Annotated in this window: 17 protein-coding genes; 8 read left to right on the top strand and 9 right to left on the bottom strand. The window is 72.0% G+C overall.

What is annotated here, in order from left to right; translation table 11 throughout:
• The first annotated feature begins 34 nt into the window (after positions 1 to 34).
• Positions 35 to 1477: an N-acetyltransferase family protein gene (locus ACWFRJ_RS36660; RefSeq protein ID WP_453541168.1), complete on the top strand. Its 1443-nt coding sequence runs from the start codon at positions 35 to 37 to the stop codon at positions 1475 to 1477.
• Here ACWFRJ_RS36660 and ACWFRJ_RS36655 read toward each other — a convergent pair.
• The gene (locus tag ACWFRJ_RS36655; protein WP_453541165.1) at positions 1413 to 2705 is read right to left on the bottom strand and encodes a trans-sulfuration enzyme family protein; all 1293 of its coding nucleotides are present in this window, start codon (positions 2703 to 2705) and stop codon (positions 1413 to 1415) included. The genes ACWFRJ_RS36660 and ACWFRJ_RS36655 overlap by 65 nt on opposite strands.
• A 42-nt stretch (positions 2706 to 2747) precedes the next feature.
• Between ACWFRJ_RS36655 and ACWFRJ_RS36650 the strand changes: the two genes are divergently transcribed.
• Both ACWFRJ_RS36650 and ACWFRJ_RS36645 read left to right on the top strand, forming a co-directional pair.
• On the top strand, positions 2748 to 3260 hold the full coding sequence (locus ACWFRJ_RS36650; RefSeq protein WP_453541162.1) for an Lrp/AsnC family transcriptional regulator: 513 nt from the start codon (positions 2748 to 2750) through the stop codon (positions 3258 to 3260).
• Between the two features lie 35 nt (positions 3261 to 3295).
• The gene (locus tag ACWFRJ_RS36645) at positions 3296 to 5020 is read left to right on the top strand and encodes a DUF885 domain-containing protein (protein ID WP_453541159.1); all 1725 of its coding nucleotides are present in this window, start codon (positions 3296 to 3298) and stop codon (positions 5018 to 5020) included.
• 49 nt (positions 5021 to 5069) lie between these two features.
• Here ACWFRJ_RS36645 and ACWFRJ_RS36640 read toward each other — a convergent pair whose 3' ends face one another.
• The gene (locus ACWFRJ_RS36640; RefSeq protein WP_453541156.1) at positions 5070 to 5540 is read right to left on the bottom strand and encodes a rhodanese-like domain-containing protein; all 471 of its coding nucleotides are present in this window, start codon (positions 5538 to 5540) and stop codon (positions 5070 to 5072) included.
• A gap of 94 nt (positions 5541 to 5634) precedes the next feature.
• Between ACWFRJ_RS36640 and ACWFRJ_RS36635 the strand changes: the two genes are divergently transcribed.
• The gene (locus ACWFRJ_RS36635; RefSeq protein ID WP_453541153.1) at positions 5635 to 6081 is read left to right on the top strand and encodes an Lrp/AsnC family transcriptional regulator; all 447 of its coding nucleotides are present in this window, start codon (positions 5635 to 5637) and stop codon (positions 6079 to 6081) included.
• A gap of 23 nt (positions 6082 to 6104) precedes the next feature.
• On the opposite strand, the gene ACWFRJ_RS36630 is transcribed toward ACWFRJ_RS36635, so the two are convergent.
• From ACWFRJ_RS36630 to ACWFRJ_RS36620, 3 genes are all read right to left on the bottom strand, one after another.
• Positions 6105 to 9179 carry an AAA family ATPase gene (locus ACWFRJ_RS36630; protein ID WP_453541150.1) on the bottom strand — a complete coding sequence of 1025 codons (3075 nt, stop codon included), beginning with the start codon at positions 9177 to 9179 and terminating at the stop codon, positions 6105 to 6107.
• A complete protein-coding gene (locus ACWFRJ_RS36625) occupies positions 9176 to 10339 on the bottom strand; it encodes an exonuclease SbcCD subunit D (protein ID WP_453541147.1) in 1164 nt (387 codons plus the stop codon). The genes ACWFRJ_RS36630 and ACWFRJ_RS36625 overlap by 4 nt, the downstream gene beginning before the upstream one ends.
• A 170-nt stretch (positions 10340 to 10509) precedes the next feature.
• Entirely contained in the window at positions 10510 to 11136 is a 627-nt protein-coding gene (locus tag ACWFRJ_RS36620; RefSeq protein ID WP_453541145.1) for a YigZ family protein, read from the bottom strand.
• Positions 11137 to 11260: 124 nt separating this feature from the next.
• Here ACWFRJ_RS36620 and ACWFRJ_RS36615 point away from each other — a divergent pair, with 124 nt between their 5' ends.
• Entirely contained in the window at positions 11261 to 11953 is a 693-nt protein-coding gene (locus ACWFRJ_RS36615; RefSeq protein ID WP_453541576.1) for a 4'-phosphopantetheinyl transferase family protein, read from the top strand.
• Here ACWFRJ_RS36615 and ACWFRJ_RS36610 read toward each other — a convergent pair.
• Positions 11919 to 13559 carry an amidohydrolase gene (locus tag ACWFRJ_RS36610; protein ID WP_453541142.1) on the bottom strand — a complete coding sequence of 547 codons (1641 nt, stop codon included), beginning with the start codon at positions 13557 to 13559 and terminating at the stop codon, positions 11919 to 11921. The genes ACWFRJ_RS36615 and ACWFRJ_RS36610 overlap by 35 nt on opposite strands.
• Positions 13560 to 13576: 17 nt before the next feature.
• A complete protein-coding gene (locus tag ACWFRJ_RS36605; RefSeq protein WP_453541139.1) occupies positions 13577 to 15034 on the bottom strand; it encodes an APC family permease in 1458 nt (485 codons plus the stop codon).
• A 142-nt stretch (positions 15035 to 15176) separates the two neighbouring features.
• On the opposite strand from ACWFRJ_RS36605, the gene ACWFRJ_RS36600 reads away from it, so the two are divergent.
• Positions 15177 to 15821 (top strand): TetR/AcrR family transcriptional regulator, encoded by a 645-nt coding sequence (locus ACWFRJ_RS36600; protein WP_453541136.1) that lies wholly within the window; start codon positions 15177 to 15179, stop codon positions 15819 to 15821.
• A gap of 29 nt (positions 15822 to 15850) precedes the next feature.
• On the opposite strand, the gene ACWFRJ_RS36595 is transcribed toward ACWFRJ_RS36600, so the two are convergent.
• On the bottom strand, positions 15851 to 16528 hold the full coding sequence (locus ACWFRJ_RS36595) for a transcriptional regulator (RefSeq protein WP_453541133.1): 678 nt from the start codon (positions 16526 to 16528) through the stop codon (positions 15851 to 15853).
• A 148-nt stretch (positions 16529 to 16676) separates the two neighbouring features.
• Here ACWFRJ_RS36595 and ACWFRJ_RS36590 point away from each other — a divergent pair, with 148 nt between their 5' ends.
• On the top strand, positions 16677 to 17132 hold the full coding sequence (locus tag ACWFRJ_RS36590) for a tellurite resistance TerB family protein (protein ID WP_453541130.1): 456 nt from the start codon (positions 16677 to 16679) through the stop codon (positions 17130 to 17132).
• Between the two features lie 120 nt (positions 17133 to 17252).
• Here the strand turns inward: ACWFRJ_RS36590 and ACWFRJ_RS36585 are convergent, their stop codons facing one another.
• Positions 17253 to 17648, bottom strand: coding sequence for a BlaI/MecI/CopY family transcriptional regulator (locus ACWFRJ_RS36585; RefSeq protein WP_453541127.1), 396 nt, complete (start codon positions 17646 to 17648; stop codon positions 17253 to 17255).
• Between the two features lie 206 nt (positions 17649 to 17854).
• Here ACWFRJ_RS36585 and ACWFRJ_RS36580 point away from each other — a divergent pair, with 206 nt between their 5' ends.
• Positions 17855 to 18430 carry a TerD family protein gene (locus tag ACWFRJ_RS36580; protein ID WP_361843358.1) on the top strand — a complete coding sequence of 192 codons (576 nt, stop codon included), beginning with the start codon at positions 17855 to 17857 and terminating at the stop codon, positions 18428 to 18430.
• Positions 18431 to 18480 lie beyond the last annotated feature (50 nt).

Raw genomic sequence — 18480 nt, 5'->3', positions numbered from 1 at the left:
ACCCTTCCTCCACAGTGGCTGTATGAGTGCTGACATGTCTGATGTGACGCGAACCAAACATGGCCGTCCCGTTCACCACTGGCGGCGGGATCTGGTGGAGCTCGCCGCCCTCTTCACGGCCGTGGCCGTGGCGGACGCGGTGGCGAACATGATCGGGCACGGCCCCGACGGTCCGGCCCTCCTGGTGATCTCGGCCGTGGCGCTGCTCGCCACGGTCGGGTTCCACACATGGTGGGCACGCCGCCACAACCACGCACCGCCGACGGTGGACGATACCGACGCCCGGCCACTCGCCGCCGGGCAGCAGACCGGCTCCATGACGGCCATGGAGCAGGTCGGGGCCACCGCCACGGAGTCGTCCGCAGGGGCGACGACGCTGTGGCGGATGCGCACCACGGTGCGGGACGAGCCGGGCTCGCTCGCCGCCCTGTGCACGACGCTCGCCCACGGCAAGGTCGACATCCTGAGCCTCCAGGCGCACCCGCTGGCCGAAGGCACCGTCGACGAGTTCCTGCTGCGCGCCCCCGCCGATCTGCCCGCGGCGGAGATCACCCGTGGCGTCTCGCACGCGGGCGGCTCGGGCACCTGGATCGAGCGGGCCGACGCCCACGACCTGGTGGACGCCCCCACCCGCATCCTGGGCCTTGCCACCCGCACCGCCCTCGACGCCGCCGAACTGCCGCTCGCGCTGCGCCAGTTGCTGGGCCGCTGCACCATCCGGTCGCTGCCCGCGAAGACGCAGACCGCGTCCGGGCCCCTGGCGGACAAGCCCGTCGAGGGCGCGCTGGAAGGGACGGTGCTGCGGCTGCAGGCGCCGGAGGGTGAAGTGATCACCGTGGAGCGGCCGTATCTGCCGTTCACGCCCACCGAGTTCGCCCGCGCGCGTGCCCTGGTCGAACTCGACACCCGGCTCGGCCCGCGCATCCCGCGCAGCAAGGACGTACTGACGCTCGCCGAGGGCAGCTCCATCACCGTGCGCCGGGCCGACACCACCGATGTGGACGCGGCCAAGGCCATGCACGAGCGCTGCTCACAGCGCACCCTGGGCATGCGCTACCACGGCCCGGTGCGGGACGCCGACCGCTATCTGAACCACCTGCTCAGCCCGCGGTTCGGCCGGACCCTCGCGGTGCAGACCGCGTCGGGGCGCATCGTCGGCATCGGCCATCTGCTCTGGGACGGCGACGAGACCGAGATCGCGCTGCTCGTCGAGGACGACTGGCAGCGTCGCGGCATCGGCAGCGAACTCCTCGGCCGCCTGGTGACGATGGCGGTCGAAGCGGGCTGCGAGAGCGTGTACGCGGTGACGCAGGCGTCCAACACGGGCATGGTCGCGGCGATGCGCGGCCTGGGGCTCCCCCTCGATTACCAGATCGAGGAGGGCACGCTGGTCATCACCGCCCGGCTCGAAGCTACGCCGGTGAGCTCACAGCTGCCGTACGACCAGCCGTCGCAGGAGCAGGCCGAACGGCACTGAGGTCCTGTACCTCTACGTCGTCCGGGCCGAGGGCGCGGTCGAGGTCCTGCCACAGGTCCTCGACGTCCTCGAGCCCGGCCGAAAGCCGCAGCAGGCTTTCGCTCACGCCGGACGAGCGCCGGTCCGCCGCGTCCACGACGCGGTGGCTGATGGACGCCGGATGCTGGATGAGCGTGTCGACGCTGCCGAGGCTGACCGCCGGGGTGATCAACCGCACCCCGGCGGTCACCGCGTGCGGATCGCCCCTGACCTCGAAGGCGACCATCGCGCCGCCGAGCCGCGGATAGTGCACGCGGCGCACGCGCGGGTCGGCCTCCAGGCGCCGCGCAAGTTCCGCCGCGTTCGCGGAGGCAGCCCGTACCCGCACCGGCAGGGTGGAGAGACCCCGCAGGAGCAGATATCCGGCCAGCGGATGCAGCACCCCGCCGGTGGCGAAGCGGACCTGCCGCAGCTGCCGTGCGAACTCCTCGTCACATGCGACGACTCCGCCCAGTACATCCCCGTGCCCGCCCAGGTACTTGGTGGCGCTGTGCAGCACCAGCCGCGCCCCGCTCTCGACCGGCCGTTGCAGGACAGGCGTCGCGAAGGTGTTGTCGGCGAGGAGCGGCACCGTGCCACAGGCGTGGGCCACCGCACGCAGATCGAGTTCGGCCAGGGTCGGATTGGCGGGCGACTCGACGAGGACCAGACCCGTGTCGGGGCGGATGGCATCCGCGATCCCGGCCGGGTCGACCCAGGTGACCTCGGAGCCGAGGAGCCCCGCCGTAAGGAGGTGGTCGCTGCACCCGTACAGCGGGCGCACCGCCACGACATGGCGCAGACCGGCCGCTCCTCGTACGAGAAGGACGGCGGTCAGCGCCGCCATGCCGCTCGCGAACGCGACCGCGCTCTCCGCTCCTTCGAGCCGGGCCAGGGCGGTCTCGAAACGGGCGACGGTCGGGTTCGCGAGGCGGGCGTAGACGGGCGGTCCGTCATCGAGGGCGCCGTCGGCGGCGAAGGCGTCGATGCGCGCCGCCTCGCCGCGTGTGTCGTAGGAGGGGTAGGTGGTGGACAGGTCGATCGGCGCGGCGTGCAGGCCGAGCCCGGCGAGGTCGTCGCGTCCGGCGTGCACGGCTTCCGTGGCGAGGGCGCGTGGTGCGGGCGGTACTTGCAGTCTCGACGTCGCGGCCGGGTGGCCGGATCCGGTGCGGGATTCCGTGTTCGTGTCCATGCCCGACAGCCTGAACAAAGGCCGGTGCCCGATGGTTGAAGCCCGTGCTACGTTCGGCGGGTGGCTGAATCTGTCGTACTGGACCCGGTAGATCTCCGCATACTGCGGCTGCTGCAGAACGATGCCCGGATCACCTACCGCGATCTCGCGGCCCAGGTGGGCGTCGCGCCCTCGACCTGTCTGGACCGGATCACCCGCCTCCGCCGCTCCGGTGTGATCCTCGGGCACCAGCTGCGGCTCGATCCGGCGAAGCTCGGGCGTGGCCTGGAGGCGCTGCTCTCCGTGCAGGTGCGGCCGCACAGGCGGGAGCTCGTCGGGCCGTTCGTGGACCGGATCAGGGCGCTGCCGGAGTCGCGCTCGGTGTTCCATCTGGCGGGGCCCGACGACTATCTGGTGCATGTGGCGGTGGCCGACACGGCGGACCTCCAGCGGCTCGTCCTGGACGAGTTCACGTCGCGGCGCGAAGTGGCACGCGTGGAGACCCGTTTGATCTTCCAGCAGTGGGAGTGCGGACCACTCCTGCCGCCGGGCCCCAGGGCCGATGACCAAGGGGAAAGCTCCGGCCAATCCTGATGACGCGGGTGTGTCCCGCGTACGAGGATGTGCGCATGCCAGACACGAAGATCCCGAGCCCGAACACGAGCGGGAGCAGCAGCCCACTGCCCCGCCAGGTCGCCGACACCTACGTCGACGAGCTCATCGCCCTCGACCCCATCAACGGCACATATCTCGGCGTCAAGGCGAGCCACAGCAAGCTCCCCGACACCTCACCGGCGGGCCAGGACGCCGTCGCTGAGCTCGCTCGCACGACGCTCGCCCGGCTCGACGACGCGGAGCGTCTGCCCGGCGCCGACAGTGACGCCGAGCGCCGGTGCGCGCGGCTCCTGCGGGAGCGGCTCACCGCCGAACTCGCCGTGCACGAGGCCGACGAGGGGCTGCGCGCGGTCGGCAATCTGCACACGATCCCGCACGCGGTGCGCGAGATCTTCACCGTGACACCGATGGAGACGGCCGAGGACTGGTCGGCGATCGCCGAACGCCTGCGGGCCGTGCCCGCCGCGTACGAGGGATATCGCGCCTCGCTCGAACTCGGCCTGGAACGCAAGCTGTTCGCGCCTCCGCGCCCGACGGCCACCTTCATCGAGCAGCTCGGCGAGTGGGCGGGCCCCGGCGGCGACGAGGGCCGCGGCTGGTTCGAGGAGTTCGCATCGGAAGGGCCTGAATCACTCCGCGCCGAACTGGACGCCGCGGCACGCGCCGCCACCGCGTCGGTCGTGGCGCTGCGCGACTGGATGCGGGACGTGTACGCGCCCGCGATCGAGGGTGCCCCCGACACGGTGGGCCGCGAGCGCTACGCCCGCTGGTCCCGCTACTTCAACGGCGCCGACCTGGACCTCGACGAGGCGTACACGTACGGCTGGTCCGAGTTCCACCGGCTGCTCGGCGAGATGCGCACCGAGGCCGAGAAGATCCTGCCCGGCGCGGCCACGCCATGGGTGGCGCTCGCCCACCTCGACGAGCACGGCACGCACATCGAGGGCGTGGAGGAGGTGCGGGTCTGGCTGCAGGAGCTGATGGACGAGGCGATCGAGGCCCTTGACGGCACGCACTTCGAACTCGCCGAGCGGGTACGCAAGGTGGAGTCCCGCATCGCCCCGCCGGGCGGCGCCGCCGCCCCGTACTACACGGGCCCGTCGGAGGACTTCTCGCGTCCGGGGCGGACCTGGCTGCCGACGATGGGCGACACCCGTTTCCCCGTGTACGACCTGGTCTCGACCTGGTACCACGAGGGCGTGCCCGGTCATCACCTCCAGCTGGCGCAGTGGGCGCACGTCGCGGAGAACCTCTCCCGCTACCAGGCGACGATCGGCATCGTCAGCGCCAACGCGGAGGGCTGGGCGCTGTACGCGGAGCGGCTCATGGACGAGCTCGGCTTCCTCAACGACGCGGAGCGCAGGCTCGGCTATCTGGACGCCCAGATGATGCGGGCGCTGCGGGTCATCGTCGACATCGGCATGCACCTGGAACTGGAGATCCCGGCGGACGCTCCCTTCCACCCGGGCGAGCGCTGGACCTCTGACCTCGCGCAGGAGTTCTACGACGCGCACTGCAGCCGCCCCACGGAGTACGTGGCGAGCGAGATGACCCGCTACCTCTCCATCCCCGGCCAGGCCATCGGCTACAAGCTGGGCGAGCGGGCCTGGCTGCTCGGGCGCGAGAACGCACAGCGGCGCCTCGGTGAGGCCTTCGACGCGAAGGCGTGGCACATGGCCGCGCTGTCGCAGGGGTCGCTGGGGCTCGACGACCTGGTGGACGAGTTGTCGGCACTCTGAGGGCCGGGGCGGGCCCGCATCGCTTACGGGACCCGCCCGCCGTCCCTTCTCAGCAGCCGCAGTCCTCCGCGTCCAGCGGAGCCACCAGGGGGTCGGGAGTGCGGCGCTCGCTGCCCTCCCAGGTCTCGAAGGCGAGACCCTCACGGGCCCAGTACTCGAAACCGCCCAGCATCTCCTTGACCTGGAAGCCCAGTTGGGCAAGGGCGAGCGCGGCGCGGGTTCCGCCGTTGCAGGCGGGGCCCCAGCAGTAGGTGACGACGGGGACGGACTTGTCGAGGAGTCGCTCGGCCTGCTCGGGGATGAGCGCGGTGGGCAGGTGTATCGCTCCGGGGATGTGTCCCTGGTCCCAGCACTCGGTCGAGCGGGAGTCGATGACGACGAAGCCGGGGTCGCCGTCGGCGGCGAGCGCCGATGCGACGTCGGACACGTCGGTGTGGAAGGCGAGGCTCGCGCCGAAGTACGCGGCGGCGGCAGCCGGGCCCGTGACGGTCATCGCTTCGGTGTTCATCACTGTGCTCATGGCCAGAAATCTACGGGCGGAGCCGCGCGCCCTGAAGAGCCGATCACCGGCGTACCCCTTGATCAGCCGGGGATTCCCCTGTTACCTCTCAGGCATGACCGGTTATTCCACGGACGCCACCGACTGGCGCATCCTCGATGTCCTCCAGCGTGAGGGCCGCGCCAGCTATGCCGAGCTGGCGCGCGCCGTCGCCATGTCCCCGAGCGCCGTCACCGAACGGGTCCGCCGCCTGGAGGAGGCGGGCGTGATCCAGGGGTACGCGGCCGTGGTGGACCCGGATCGGCTCGGTCTGCCCATCCTGGCGTTCGTGCGTCTGCGCTACCCGAACGGCAATTACAAGCCGTTCCACGATCTGGTCGAGACGACCCCCGAGATACTCGAAGCGCATCACGTCACCGGCGACGACTGCTTCGTGATCAAGGTCGCGGCGCGCTCGATGAGTCACCTGGAGGAGGTCGCGGGGAAGATCGGCGCCCTTGGGTCCGTGACGACGAGCATCGTCTACTCCTCTCCCCTGCCGAGGCGCCCGTTGGGCCGCTGACCCCCGCTGACCCCCGCTGCCCCTCAGACCCCGCCCCGCTGCCGTACGACCGACCCCGCACGGCCCTTCTCGACCTCCAGCTGCGCGTGGACGCGGCGGCGCAGGTCCGCGACGTGGCTCACGATGCCGACGCTGCGGTCCCGCTCCCGCAGTGAGTCCAACACGTCGAGGACCTCGTCGAGCGTCTGGTCGTCGAGACTGCCGAAGCCCTCGTCGATGAAGAGCGTGTCGAGCCGTACGCCGCCGGCCTCGTCGGTGACGACGTCCGCGAGGCCGAGCGCGAGGGCGAGCGAGGCGAAGAAGGTCTCGCCGCCCGAGAGCGTGGACGTGTCGCGCTCGCGGCCCGTCCACGCGTCGACCACGTGCAGGCCGAGGCCCGAACGGCCGCGCCCCGTGCGGTCGTCGGAGTGGACCAGGGTGTAGCGGCCCGACGACATGCGCCGCAGCCGCGCCGTCGCGGCGGCCGCGACCTGTTCGAGCCGGGCGGCGAGGACGTAGGACTCCAGGCGCATCCTGCGTTCGTTGTCCGCCGATGTGCCCGCGGCGAGTCCCGCGAGGCGCGCCACACGGTCGTACTCGTCGCGCAGCGGCGCGAGCCGCCTGGCTCCGGCGGCCGACCGGTCGGAGAGCCGGTCGAGTTCGGCGCAGCGCCGCGTGGCCGCGTCGAGTGCGGAGGCGCTCGCGCGGGCCTGCCTGTCGGCGTCTTCGGCGGCTTCCTGGGCTGCGCGCAGGTCGGCACGCGGTTGCTCGGCGGCGGCTGCCGCGTCCGGCTCGGCGAGGAGGGAACGCACTGCCGCCTGCTCGTTCTGCCACTCGTCGATACGGTGCTGCAGCTCGCGGTGGCGGGCGTCGTCGAGCAGGGCTTCGGCCGCGTCCCCCGGCGTGTCGAACCCCGCACGGAAGGCGGCGTCGGCGAGTCGTGCGTCGGCGTCCTTGAGCCGCTGGGCGGTGTCGGCGGCGACGCGTGCGGCCTCCGCCGCCTCGGTCAGGAGCGCGGCCTGCCGCTCCAGTTGGGCGGCTCGCGCCGCGACGCTTTCGCTCGCACCCCGCGCGCGGGCCAACTCGACGTCCAGGCCTGCCTGTTCGCGGTCGAGAGTGTCCCGCAGAGTCGTACGCGACGCGGCCCGCACGGCGGCTCCCTGCCGGACAGCGACCCTGCGGTCGTGCTCGCGCTCGGCCTGGGCGAGGGCTTCCCTGGCAGCGTGAAGTCCGGAGGCACGACTGCGCGCCTCGGCGTGTTCACCTCGCAGATTCTCCACAAATGCGGCGAGTCGCTCGACGGACGGTACCTCCGGGACCGTCTCCAGGTCTTCGGAAGCGGTGTCCCCGGCGGACGACCCGAGCGCCGCCGCCCCGGCCGCCGCCAACGACTCGCGCACCTCGCCGAGGTGCCGCTCCTGCTCGGTGCTCCGCTCCTGTGCCTGCCGGTACGCGGCGAGCGCCGACTCCTCCGTGGCCCGGTCGACGTGACCGGCACCCTTCGGGGCGAGTGCGGGGTGTTCGGTGGCTCCGCAGACCGCGCAGGGGGCTCCGTCGGTCAGGCCCGCCGCCAGTTCCGCCGCGATGCCGGTGAGGCGCTGCTCCTTGAGGACCAGCCAATGCTCGTGGGCAGCGGTGGCACGCTCACGGGCAGCGAGGGCGCGTTCGTGCGCGGTGGACACTTCCCGGGCGAGGCGGTCGCGACGGCGCGCCGCGTCCAACCTGCCCTGCGCGGGCTCCAGTTGGCCCGCGAGGTGCTCCGCGCGCGTGGCCGCGTCCTGGGCGGATTCAATACGCTCCTGGAGTGCGGACCGGGTCGTCTCCCAGCCGTCGAGCCACCCCGCGGCCTCGCGCGAAAGATCGTCGTCGGCTCGCTCCTCGCGCTCCAACGACGCGCGCTCCGTGCCGAGTTCGGCAAGGCGGTGCTCGGCGCGCCGGGCGGATTCGAGGCCGCCGAGTTCCTCGGAGACCTTGCGCGCGGCGGCGGCGAGCCCCGACGCGCCGGAGTCCGCGAACGTGGCGGGCAGCCGTCCACGCGTGTGCGCCTCGTCGGCGCTCGCACGACGGTGCTCCTCCTCGGTGGCCCGGCGAAGCCCGAGCGCGGGCGCGACCGTCTCGGCCTTGCGGGCCCGCTCCATCCGGGTCTGCCGCTGCCGGTGCTCGTCCGCACGCTCCTGAAGGCGCCGGGACCGCTCCCACGCCTGGTCGAACCGCCCCTGCAGCCGGTCGAGTTCGCGTACGTCGTCGAGAGCGCGCCCCGCTGCGGCCTGCACGGACTCGGCGGCAGTGAGAGCGCACCGGGCGATCGTGTGCCGCTCGCGGGCGCCGGTGCGGGCGACGGCGGCCCAGGTCAGGACGGACTCGGCGAGCCCGGGATCGCCGGGCGACAGCTCGGCCAGCGGCGACGGTGCGTCCCCGACGATGTCCCCGGCGGCCTGCTCCATGCGGTGCGCGTCGGCGAGGAGCTCCCCGTCGCCTCCCCGCACCGCGCCCTCGGCATCGCGCCGCTGCTCGGCGAGCCGCTGCTCGACCGCGGCGAACCTGCGCGTGTCGAAGAGCCGCCCGAGCAGCTTGCCGCGGGCCTCGGCGTCGGCCCGCAGGAAGCGCGCGAAATCACCCTGGGGCAGAAGGACCACCTGGCAGAACTGCTCCTTGCTCATGCCGAGCAGCTGCGTGACCTCCTCGCCGATCTCCTGGTGGGAGCGGCTGAGGTCCTTCCAGGCCCCCTCGCGCCCGGCGCCCCCGGCCTCGTACTCCCGCAGCCAGCTCTGCGCCTTCTCCATGGTCGTGCCGGTGCCGCGCTTCTTCGGGCGCTCCCAAGGCGGCTGCCGGGTGACCTCCAACCGGCGTCCGGCGACGGTGAGTTCAAGGCACACCTCCGTCCGCGTACCGACCTTCGCGTGGTCGCTGCGCAGCGTCACTCCCTGACCGCTGCCCTGCCTGGGGCCAGGCACAGAGCCGTACAGGCCGTAGCAGACGGCGTCCAGGACGGACGTCTTGCCCGCGCCGGTCGGTCCGTGCAGCAGGAAGAGCCCGGCGGCGGAGAGGTCGTCGAAGTCGATGTCCTGGGTGGTGCCGAAGGGGCCGAACGCGGTGATCCGGAGCCGGTGCAGCCTCATCGGGCCACCTCGCCCAGCGCGTCGTCGGCGCGGACGGTGTCGAACGCCGCCCGCAGCACCGCCTGCTCGCGCCCGTCGGGCCCCGTGCCCCGCACATGGGTCACGAAGTCCTCCGCGATCTGCTGGTCGCTGCGGCCCTTGAGGCGCTGGGCGTACGAGACGTCCGGGTCCTCGGGTGCGCGCTCCGGGTCGAAGACGAGGCTCAGAGTGTGCGGGAAGCGCTCACAGAGGCGGGCCATGGGGTCGTCGGGGCGCACCGGGTCGGTGAGCGTCGCCTCGACCCAGGCGTCCTCGTGGCGGGCGAGCTCCGGGTCTGCGAGCAGCGTCTCGATGTCTCCCCGGATGCGGGCGAGCGCTCGCGGCACCGGGCAGTCGATCCGCTCGGCCTCGATCTCCCCCGTCGCGCCGAGGTCGATGAGCCACATGCTCTTGCGGTGCGCGGACTCCGAGAAGGAGTACGGCAGCGGGGAGCCCGAGTAGCGCACGCGCCCGCTGATGGCCTGGCTGCCGTGCAGGTGACCGAGCGCGACATAGTCGACGCCGTCGAAGACCCCGGAGGGCACGGCGGCCACCCCGCCGATCGTGATGTCCCGCTCGCTGTCGCTGACCTCGCCGCCGGTGACGAAGGCGTGGGCGAGGACGACGGAACGGGTGCCCGGCGTCCGCGTTGCCAGGTCGGCGCGCACCCGCTCCATGGCGGCGCCGAGCACCGCCTCATGACCTGCTCGCGCCACCCCGAGCTCGTCCTTGACCAGAGCCGGTTCGAGATAGGGCAGGCCGTAGAACGCCACGTCCCCGTGGCCGTCGGCCAGGACCACGGGCTCCCCGCAGGCGGCCGGCGCGGTGCGCAGGTGGATGCCCGCGCGGCCGATGAGGCCCGCGCCCACACCGAGGCGGCGCGCCGAGTCGTGGTTGCCGGAGATCATCACCGTCGGGACGCCGAGATCCGCGAGCCGGTGCAGCGCGTCGTCGAAGAGCTCGACGGCGGCTAGCGGCGGCACCGCCCTGTCGTACACGTCACCGGACACGACGACGGCGTCCACCTCGCGCTCACGCACCGTGGCGACGAGGTGACCGATGAAATCGGCCTGGGCGCCGAGCATGTTCACGCGGTGGAAGGACCGGCCCAGATGCCAGTCGGACGTGTGCAGAATTCTCAAGACGCCGCTCCGGCCCGCATGCTCACTCAACCCCTCCTGTGCCCGGATCGAGGACCGCCCCGGCACGGGCCCCGCCGACAGCACCCACCACGCTAGCGCCTGTCGGCACCTGCTCGATCACGAACCCCGATCTGCCCCCTGCGAACATCCCGTCCGTCGCCGCCCGCGCGTCAGGCGTCCCCGTACGCCTCTCCCCCGAGCTCGAAGACCGCGCTGCCCGCCGTCGCGTCCGCGAGCCAGGCCGTGAAGGCCTCCACGTCGGTGTCGGGAAGACCGATCTCGATGGTCACTTCGTCCCCGTAGCGAACGTCACGCACCTCGCGCCCCGCCGACCGCAGATCGTTCTGGATCTTGCCCGCGCGCTGGTGGTCGACCGTGACGGTGGCGAGCCTGAAGCGCCTGCGGGTCAGAGTGCCGACCGCGTCGAGGGCCTCGCCGACGGCTCCTCCGTAGGCCCTGATCAGTCCGCCCGCGCCGAGCTTGACCCCTCCGTAGTAGCGGGTCACGACGGCGACGACGTAGCGCATGTCACGCCGCAGGAGCATCTGGAGCATCGGCACACCCGCGGTGCCCCCGGGCTCCCCGTCGTCGCTCGCCTTCTGCACCCCGGCGTCGGCCCCGATGACGTACGCGAAGCAGTTGTGCGAGGCGGACGGGTGCTCCTTGCGGATGCGCGCGACGAAGTCCTGGGCCTCCCGCTCGGTGGCCGCGGGGGCGAGGGCGCACAGGAAGCGCGAGCGGTTGATCTCGGTCTCGTGCACGGCCTCACGGGCCACTGTGCGGTACTCGTCGTGCATCACGCCAGAGTAGGCCCCCGCGCACGCCACGGCCCCGGTACGGTGATCCATTGTGACGTCACCTACGAATCGCGCACGCCAGGCCCAAAGCGGTACGGACGCGCAAGTCCCCGCCGACATCGACGTGTTGCGGTCGCTGCTCGCCGCCGCGCCCGTCACCGTCGTGGAGACCACCCGGGACGAACCGGCCGATCCCTTCCTGTTCCCCGAGGAGGCTGACGTCGTGGCGCGGGCCGTGGACAAGCGGCGCATCGAGTTCGCCACGGTCCGCCGGTGCGCCCGCGCCGCCCTCGCCGAGCTCGGCGTGCCGCCCGTGCCGATCCTGCCCGGGCCCAAGGGAGCGCCGCGCTGGCCCGACGGGATCGTCGGCAGCATGACGCACTGCGCGGGCTACCGCGCCGCCGTCGTGGCCCGCGACTCGGCGATCCTGTCCGTCGGCGTCGACGCGGAGCCGGCCGACCCCCTCCCCGACCCCGGCGTCCTGGAACTGGTCGCGGACGAGGCGGAGCGCACGGCCCTGACCCAGCTCGGCGTCCGGCATCCGGACGTCCCCTGGGACCGGCTTCTCTTCAGCGCCAAGGAGTCCGTCTACAAGACGTGGTTCCCGCTCACCGGACGCTGGCTCGGCTTCGAGGAGGCGCGGATGGACCTGAGGCCGGACGGCACGTTCGCCGCGACTCTCCTCGTCCCCGGGCCGAAGGTGGCGGGGCGCGAGCTGACGGGCTTCCGGGGCACCTGGCTGATACGTGACGGCATAGCCGTCACCGCCATCGTCCTGCCGCTCACTCCTCCCGTTCCTCCCGTTCCCGGTACGTAGGGGCTCCGCCGAGCCACGTGCCGAGCACCCTCACGTGCCGGATGGCCATCGGGTCCACGGTGCGCGGGTCGGCGGAGAGCCGGACCAGGTCCGCGGGCGCACCGGGCACGAGCGCGGTGCGGTCGTCCGCGCCCGCCTGGTGGGCGACGCCGCTGGTGGCCGCCGCGAGCGCCTGCTCCACCGTGAGGCGCTGGTGCGGGGTCCAGCCGCCCTCCGGAAGGCCGTCGAACGTACGCCTGGTGACCGCGACCTGGATGCCCTCAAGCGGTTCGTACGAGCTGACGGGCCAGTCGCTGCCGAAGGAGATCCGCGCCCCGTCGCGCGCCAACTCCCCCATCGGGTACTGCAGGTCGGATCTTTCGGCGCCGATCCGGGGCATCGACAGATCGGTCTGGACCGGGTCGGGCTGTGCCCACAGGGGCTCGAAGTTGGCGATGACGCCGAGCGCCGCGAAGCGCGGCAGGTCGGCCGGGTCGACGAGCTGGACGTGGGTGATCACGGGCCGCCTGTCCCAGGCCGGATTGGCGTGGACGGCGGCCTCCACCGCGTCGAGCGCCGCCCGTACGCCCGCGTCACCGATGGCGTGGATGTGCGTCCTGAAGCCGTCGGCGTCGAACGCGCACACCGCTTCGGCGAGCGCGCGCGGCTCCCACACGGGCATGCCGCAGCTGTGCGGCGCGTCCAGATAGGGGGCGAGCAGCGCGGCCGTACCGCCCTCGATCACGCCGTCGCTGAAGAACTTGACCGTGCGCGCCGAAAGGAGCGGGCCGCCATCGGCTGCCACGCGCCCGCGCGTCGCGTCGAACTGTTTACGCTGCTCGCGCCAGCGGTCGGGGTCGGCGCGCTGGGCCAGGTCGACGCGGACGCTCAGCGCGTCGTGCCGGGCCGCCGCGAGATAGGCCTCCACCATCTCCGGCTCGACCCAGGCGTCCTGCACCCAGGTGATGCCCGCCCGCGCGTACGCCTGCCCCGCGCGGCGCACGGCTTCGACGAGTTCGGCCTCTTCGCGGGCAGGCACCTGGTCGAGCACCAGGTCACAGGCGTGCCACTCGCGCAGGGTGCCGAGGGCCGAGCCGTCGGGGCGCCGGACGATCCAGCCGAGGCGCGGGTCCGGCGTCGTGTCCCGCACGCCTGCTCGCCGCAGCGCTTCCGTGTTGCACCACACCGTGTGGTAGTCGTAAGCGCGCAGGACGACGGGCCGGTCCGGCACCTCGGCGTCCAGCCACCGGGCGTCGAACTCGCCGTCGGGCGCGAGCGCGGGGTCGTAGGAGGCGCCGACGATCCACTCCGCGTCCGGGTGCGCGGCGGCCCACCGTCCGACCTCCGCGACGATCGCGTCGACCGAGGTGAGGTCCTTGATCTGCGGGCCGAAGCTCTCCAGGCCCCCGAAGAGCGGGTGCGCGTGACCGTCACCGAAAGCGGGGATGAGCAGCCCGTCCCCCAACTCGACGATGTCCTCGGCCACTTCGGCGAGCGCACGGGCCTCGTCCCCGAGAGCGACGACGCGTCCGCCTCGTACGGCCAGTGCCGTGGTGTCTCCGTGGATGTCGCTTCCGGTGCGGACCGCCCCCAGGAAGACCCGCGTCACCACCGTCTCGTCCGCCATGCTGTTCGGCCCCTCCATCACACGCTCTCCGCGTCCACTGTCGTCAGCTGTTCGTACGCCCTCGGTGCGCGCCGCCGGATCCGCAGGGCAAGCGCCGCTCCCGCCACGAACAGCACGGGCAGCGGGGCGATGAGGGCCGCGTTGACGCCACCCGAAGCACCCGTCAGGAGATCGAGGTTGGCACACACCAGGGCGATCAGTACCGCGAGGCCCGCGCAGGCGGTCAGCGGCGCCGCGACCACCCGCCAGGCGGGCATGCCCCTGCGCTCGCGCCGGAAGAATCCGTACACCGCGAGCGCGGCGAGCGCCTGCATCAGCATCACGCCGAGGATGCCGGAGCCGTTGCTCCACAGGAAGGTGACGCTGTACGGATCCGCGCCGCTGACGAGGGTCACGCCGACCACGGCGAGCGCGAGGGCCGACTGCGTCACGACCGCCGAGGCGGGTGCCCGCGTTCTGGGGGAAACGGTGCCGAGGCGGCGCGGCAGCAGTCCTTCGCGGCCCAGGGCGTAGAAGTAGCGGGCGGCGCCGTTGTGGAAGGCGAGCGTCGCCGCGAAGGCGCTGGTGATGATCAGCACGTGCATGGAGTCGGCCGCCCAGGCGCCCGCGAACCGCTCGGTGGCCGTGAAGACCATGTCGGCGCCGCCCTCGCCCTTCGCGACGGCCTGGGCGCGGTCGGACCCGTACGCGTTGATGATCGTCCACACCGTGAAGGTGTAGAAGAGCGCGAGGAACGCGACGGCGATGTAGGTGGCGCGCGGCACCGTACGTTCCGGCTCGCGCGCCTCCTCCGCGTAGATGGCCGTCGCCTCGAACCCGACGAAGGCGCCGACAGCGAGCACGAACATGCCGCCCACTCCCGCACCGCCCAGGTGTTCCGGCGAGAGCGTGCCCAGGTCGAGGCCCTGCGGCCCGCCGCCGTGCGCGAGCAGACCGGCCTCGAAGACCAGGAGCACGAGGACTTCGAGGACCAGCGCGACACCGAGGACCTTGGCGCTGAACGTGACCTTCAGATAGCCGAGCACACCGATGGCGACGAGCCCGGCCAGCGCCCAGATCCACCAGGCCACGCGGACCCCGGTCAGATCCTCGAACCCGGACTCGGTGAACCACCCGAAGGCGACGAGCAGTCCGACCTCGATGGCGTTGTACGAGAAGAGCGCGACGTACGCGGATCCCGCTCCGGCCGGGCGTCCGAGCCCTCGGCCGATGTAGGCGTAGAAGGCGCCCGCGTTGCGGACGAAGCGGCTCATCGCGGTGAACCCGGCCGCGAAGACGATGAGCAGCAGCCCCGATATCAGATAGCCGAGCGGCGCGGCCCGGCCCGCCATGCCGATGGAGAGGGGGGCCACTCCGGCCATCACGGTCAGCGGGGCGGCGGCGGCCACGACGAAGAAGACGAGGTCGCCGGTGCCGACGGCGCCGCCGCTCAGGCCCTTGACGTTGGGGGAGGCAGGGGAGGTGGGTGCGGTCACGCGGGTACTCCCGAGAGCAGGTTCCGGGTGGGGCGCAGAACGGTGACTCGTCAACTAAAGCCTTTAGTCCGGGCTGCGCAGGACCGTACTCTGCACAAGGGCAGCTGTGAAGACCGCATCAGGGGAAGGGAGTTGCCGGGCCATGGGCAGAGGGAGACCGCGCACACCGGCGCTCAGCGCGGATCTGATAGCGCGGGAGGCACTCGCGCTGATCGACGCCGAGGGGGCCGACGCGTTCAGCCTGCCCCGCCTGGCCGCGCGGCTCGGGGTGAGGGCCGCCTCGCTCTACAACCATCTGGACGGCCGCGCCGAGGTCGTCGAGGGCGTACGCCGCCTGATCGTCGAGGAGATGGACGTCTCCGCGTTCGAGACGCTGCCGTGGCCCGACGCCCTTGCCGCGTGGGCCCGTTCGTACCGCGACGCCTTCGCCCGGCACCCGCACTCCATCGGCCTGCTCGCCACCACGACCATCAGCTCACCGGCCACACTCAGCATGTACGAGGCTGTCGTCACCGCCCTTTCGCGCGGCGGCTGGCCGCAGGAACGCCTTGTCGCGGCGGTGACCAGCGTCGAGTCCTTCCTCCTCGGCTCGGCGCTCGACCTCGTGGCACCGCCACTGATGATCAACCCTGCCGGGCACGCGCCACGGGTGCCCGTCCTCGCGGCCGCGCTGGAGAGCGCCGGCGGCGGCACCAAGGCGGGGCGGGCCGATGAGGCGTTCGCGTCGGGGCTAGACGCGCTGATACGCGGCCTCGTGGCTCAACTGGCGGAGTTTCGCGGGGGTTAGCCATACGGGGGGGCGCAGACCCCGGGCGGTCAGAGACCGCGTGCGGGGTCGGCGAGCGTCTCCCAGAACATCGCCTCGTAGCGCTGCAACAGCTTCCCGAAGCGCAGAGCCGAGCCTGCCGGGTCCATGCCCCGGTCCATGCCCGCGTGCACCGCGGCGAGCGCCTGCCGTTCGAGGTCGGGCGCGGGCTCGGCGAAGAACGCGAAGAACCCGCAGGCCTCCTCGCTGAAGCCGTAGTGGGCCGGGAGCGCGTGGACGAGCGTCGCGCAGCAGGCGCCCCAGGCCGCGAAGTTGGCGGTCAGGGCGAGGACCACGTCGGCGGGAGTTCCGTTCAGGGCGAGCCAGGCCACGTACGCCGGATAGGCCTGACAGCCCGCGCGCGGCTCGTACGCGTCGGCGTCGGTCTTGGCCACGCCGCACGCCGCGACCAGGGCGTCGAGCCTGCCGAAGGCGAGCGCCTCCCCTTCGGCGAGGGTGCGGAAGAAGGCCGCGCACTCGGCTTCTCCGGCGTCGGCCGAGCGTGCGGCCAGGTGCAGGAAGGAGCGGCGGTCGGCGGGGATCACGGAGCGCTGCTCCAGGGCGAGAGCGGTGATCGCGGAACGGTTCGCGGTGCCGTCCGCAATGAGCGGGACGAGCGGGTTGGCCGCGGGGTCCGGTGCGAGCTCCCGCGTCACGGCGTCGAGCAGTTCCTGTGCGGTACGTGTCATCGTCCGTCCTCTCTGCCTTGTGCATCTGCCTTGCGCGTCTGCCTTGCGCGTTTGCCTTAGGCGTCTGCCTCACGCGGACCGCTCGGCTCGATCCGCCTGCTAGTTTCTACAGTGCTGTAGAAACAAGAAACCGACATACGGAGCTCTCATGGCCCTGTGGGACCGCGTCAAGGAATCCGCATCGACGATGCAGACCCAGCTCATGGCGAAGAAGAACGACCTCAAGAGCGGCGCCTTCCGCGACTCCAGTATGGCGATGTGCGCCCTCGTGGCGGCGGCGGACGGCACGATCGACCCGTCCGAACGCCAGCGCGTGGCCCAGCTCATCGCCTCCAACGAGGTGCTGCAGAACTTCCCCGCCGACGAGTTGCGGCGTCGCTTCGACGAGTACGTCGACAAGCTGACCGCCGACTTCGCGTTCGGCAAGGTCAGCGTGTTGCAGGAGGTCGCCAAGGCGAAGAAGAAGCCCGCCGAGGCGCGTGCCGTGATCCAGATCGGCATCGTCATCGGCGGCGCGGACGGCGACTTCGACCAGACGGAGCGGGCCGTCGTGCGGGAGGCGTGCTTCGCGCTCGACCTGCCGCCGCACGAGTTCGACCTCTGAGGCTCTGAGGCTCTGAGGTCTTCATACCTTTGTGACGCCGGTTGACCGGTGAACTCGTAGGGGGCGTGCGGCCGTTCGCCGCGGGCCCCCTACTCCGCGCCCCCTCTACTCCGCGTCCCCCTACGCCGTGTCGGCCGACGCCAGGAGCCCCCGGAGCATCCGCTCGTCGTCGGGCGACAGCGTGGTGACGAAACTGGCGAGCACCGCGCTGCGGTCGCTCTCGCCGTCGAGCACCTTGCGCATCCGCAGCGCGGCGAGCCCCGCCTCCCCCACCGTCGAGCGCCACACGAACGACCGGCCCGCACGCTCGCGCGTGACGGTGTTCTTGGCGAGCAGCCGGGTCAGGATCGTCATCACCGTGGTGTACGCGAGGTCTCCGCCGATACGTTCCTGCACCCAGGCCGCGTTCACGGGGCCCGGCGCGCCGTGCAGTGTCGCGAACACCTGCGCCTCCAGCTCGCCCTGCCCGCGCCGCCCTGGGCGGGGCTGCCGCGCTTCGCGTTCATGCCGCTCCATGCCCGTGTCCCTCCTGGATGCCTGCTGACAGTCGTCCCGGCCGCTGTCCTGCCGGCTCTCTTGACGGCCCCTTGAGGAGCCCCACATCGTAACGGGACGTGGTGTCGGCCCACGGCACCTCACCTACTTCTACAGTGTTGTAGTTTTTAAGTCCGGCCCTGACCAAGGCCGGTACGCACATCACCTCAGGACTTCAGGAGGACATCGTGGGAGTTTCCCTGGCCAAGGGCGGCAACGTCTCGCTCAGCAAGGAGGCCCCCGGCCTCACCGCCGTCCTGGTCGGCCTGGGCTGGGACGTCCGCACGACCACCGGCACGGACTACGACCTGGACGCCAGCGCGCTGCTCTGCGACGACTCGGGGAAGGTCGTCTCCGACCAGCACTTCATCTTCTACAACCAGCTCAAGAGCCCCGACGGCTCGGTCGAGCACACCGGCGACAACCTCACCGGCGAGGGCGAGGGCGACGACGAGGCCGTCAAGGTGAACCTCGCCGCCGTGCCCGCCACGATCACGAAGATCGTCTTCCCGGTCTCCATCCACGACGCCGAGAACCGCGGCCAGAGCTTCGGCCAGGTCCGCAACGCCTTCATCCGCGTGGTCAACCAGGCCGACAACGCGGAGATCGCCCGCTACGACCTCTCCGAGGACGCGTCGACCGAGACCGCCATGGTCTTCGGCGAGCTCTACCGCCACGGCACGGAGTGGAAATTCCGCGCGGTCGGCCAGGGTTACGCCAGTGGGCTGCGCGGAATCGCGTCGGACTTCGGCGTGAATGTCTGACGTACGCGTCTGACGTGTATGTATGACGCGACGCGAGGACTTCGGTCGTC

The organism is Streptomyces sp. NPDC055239 (genome assembly GCF_053606205.1).
The sequence above is the reverse complement of the archived record's forward strand: the minus strand, read 5'-3'. Positions and strand labels throughout refer to the sequence as shown.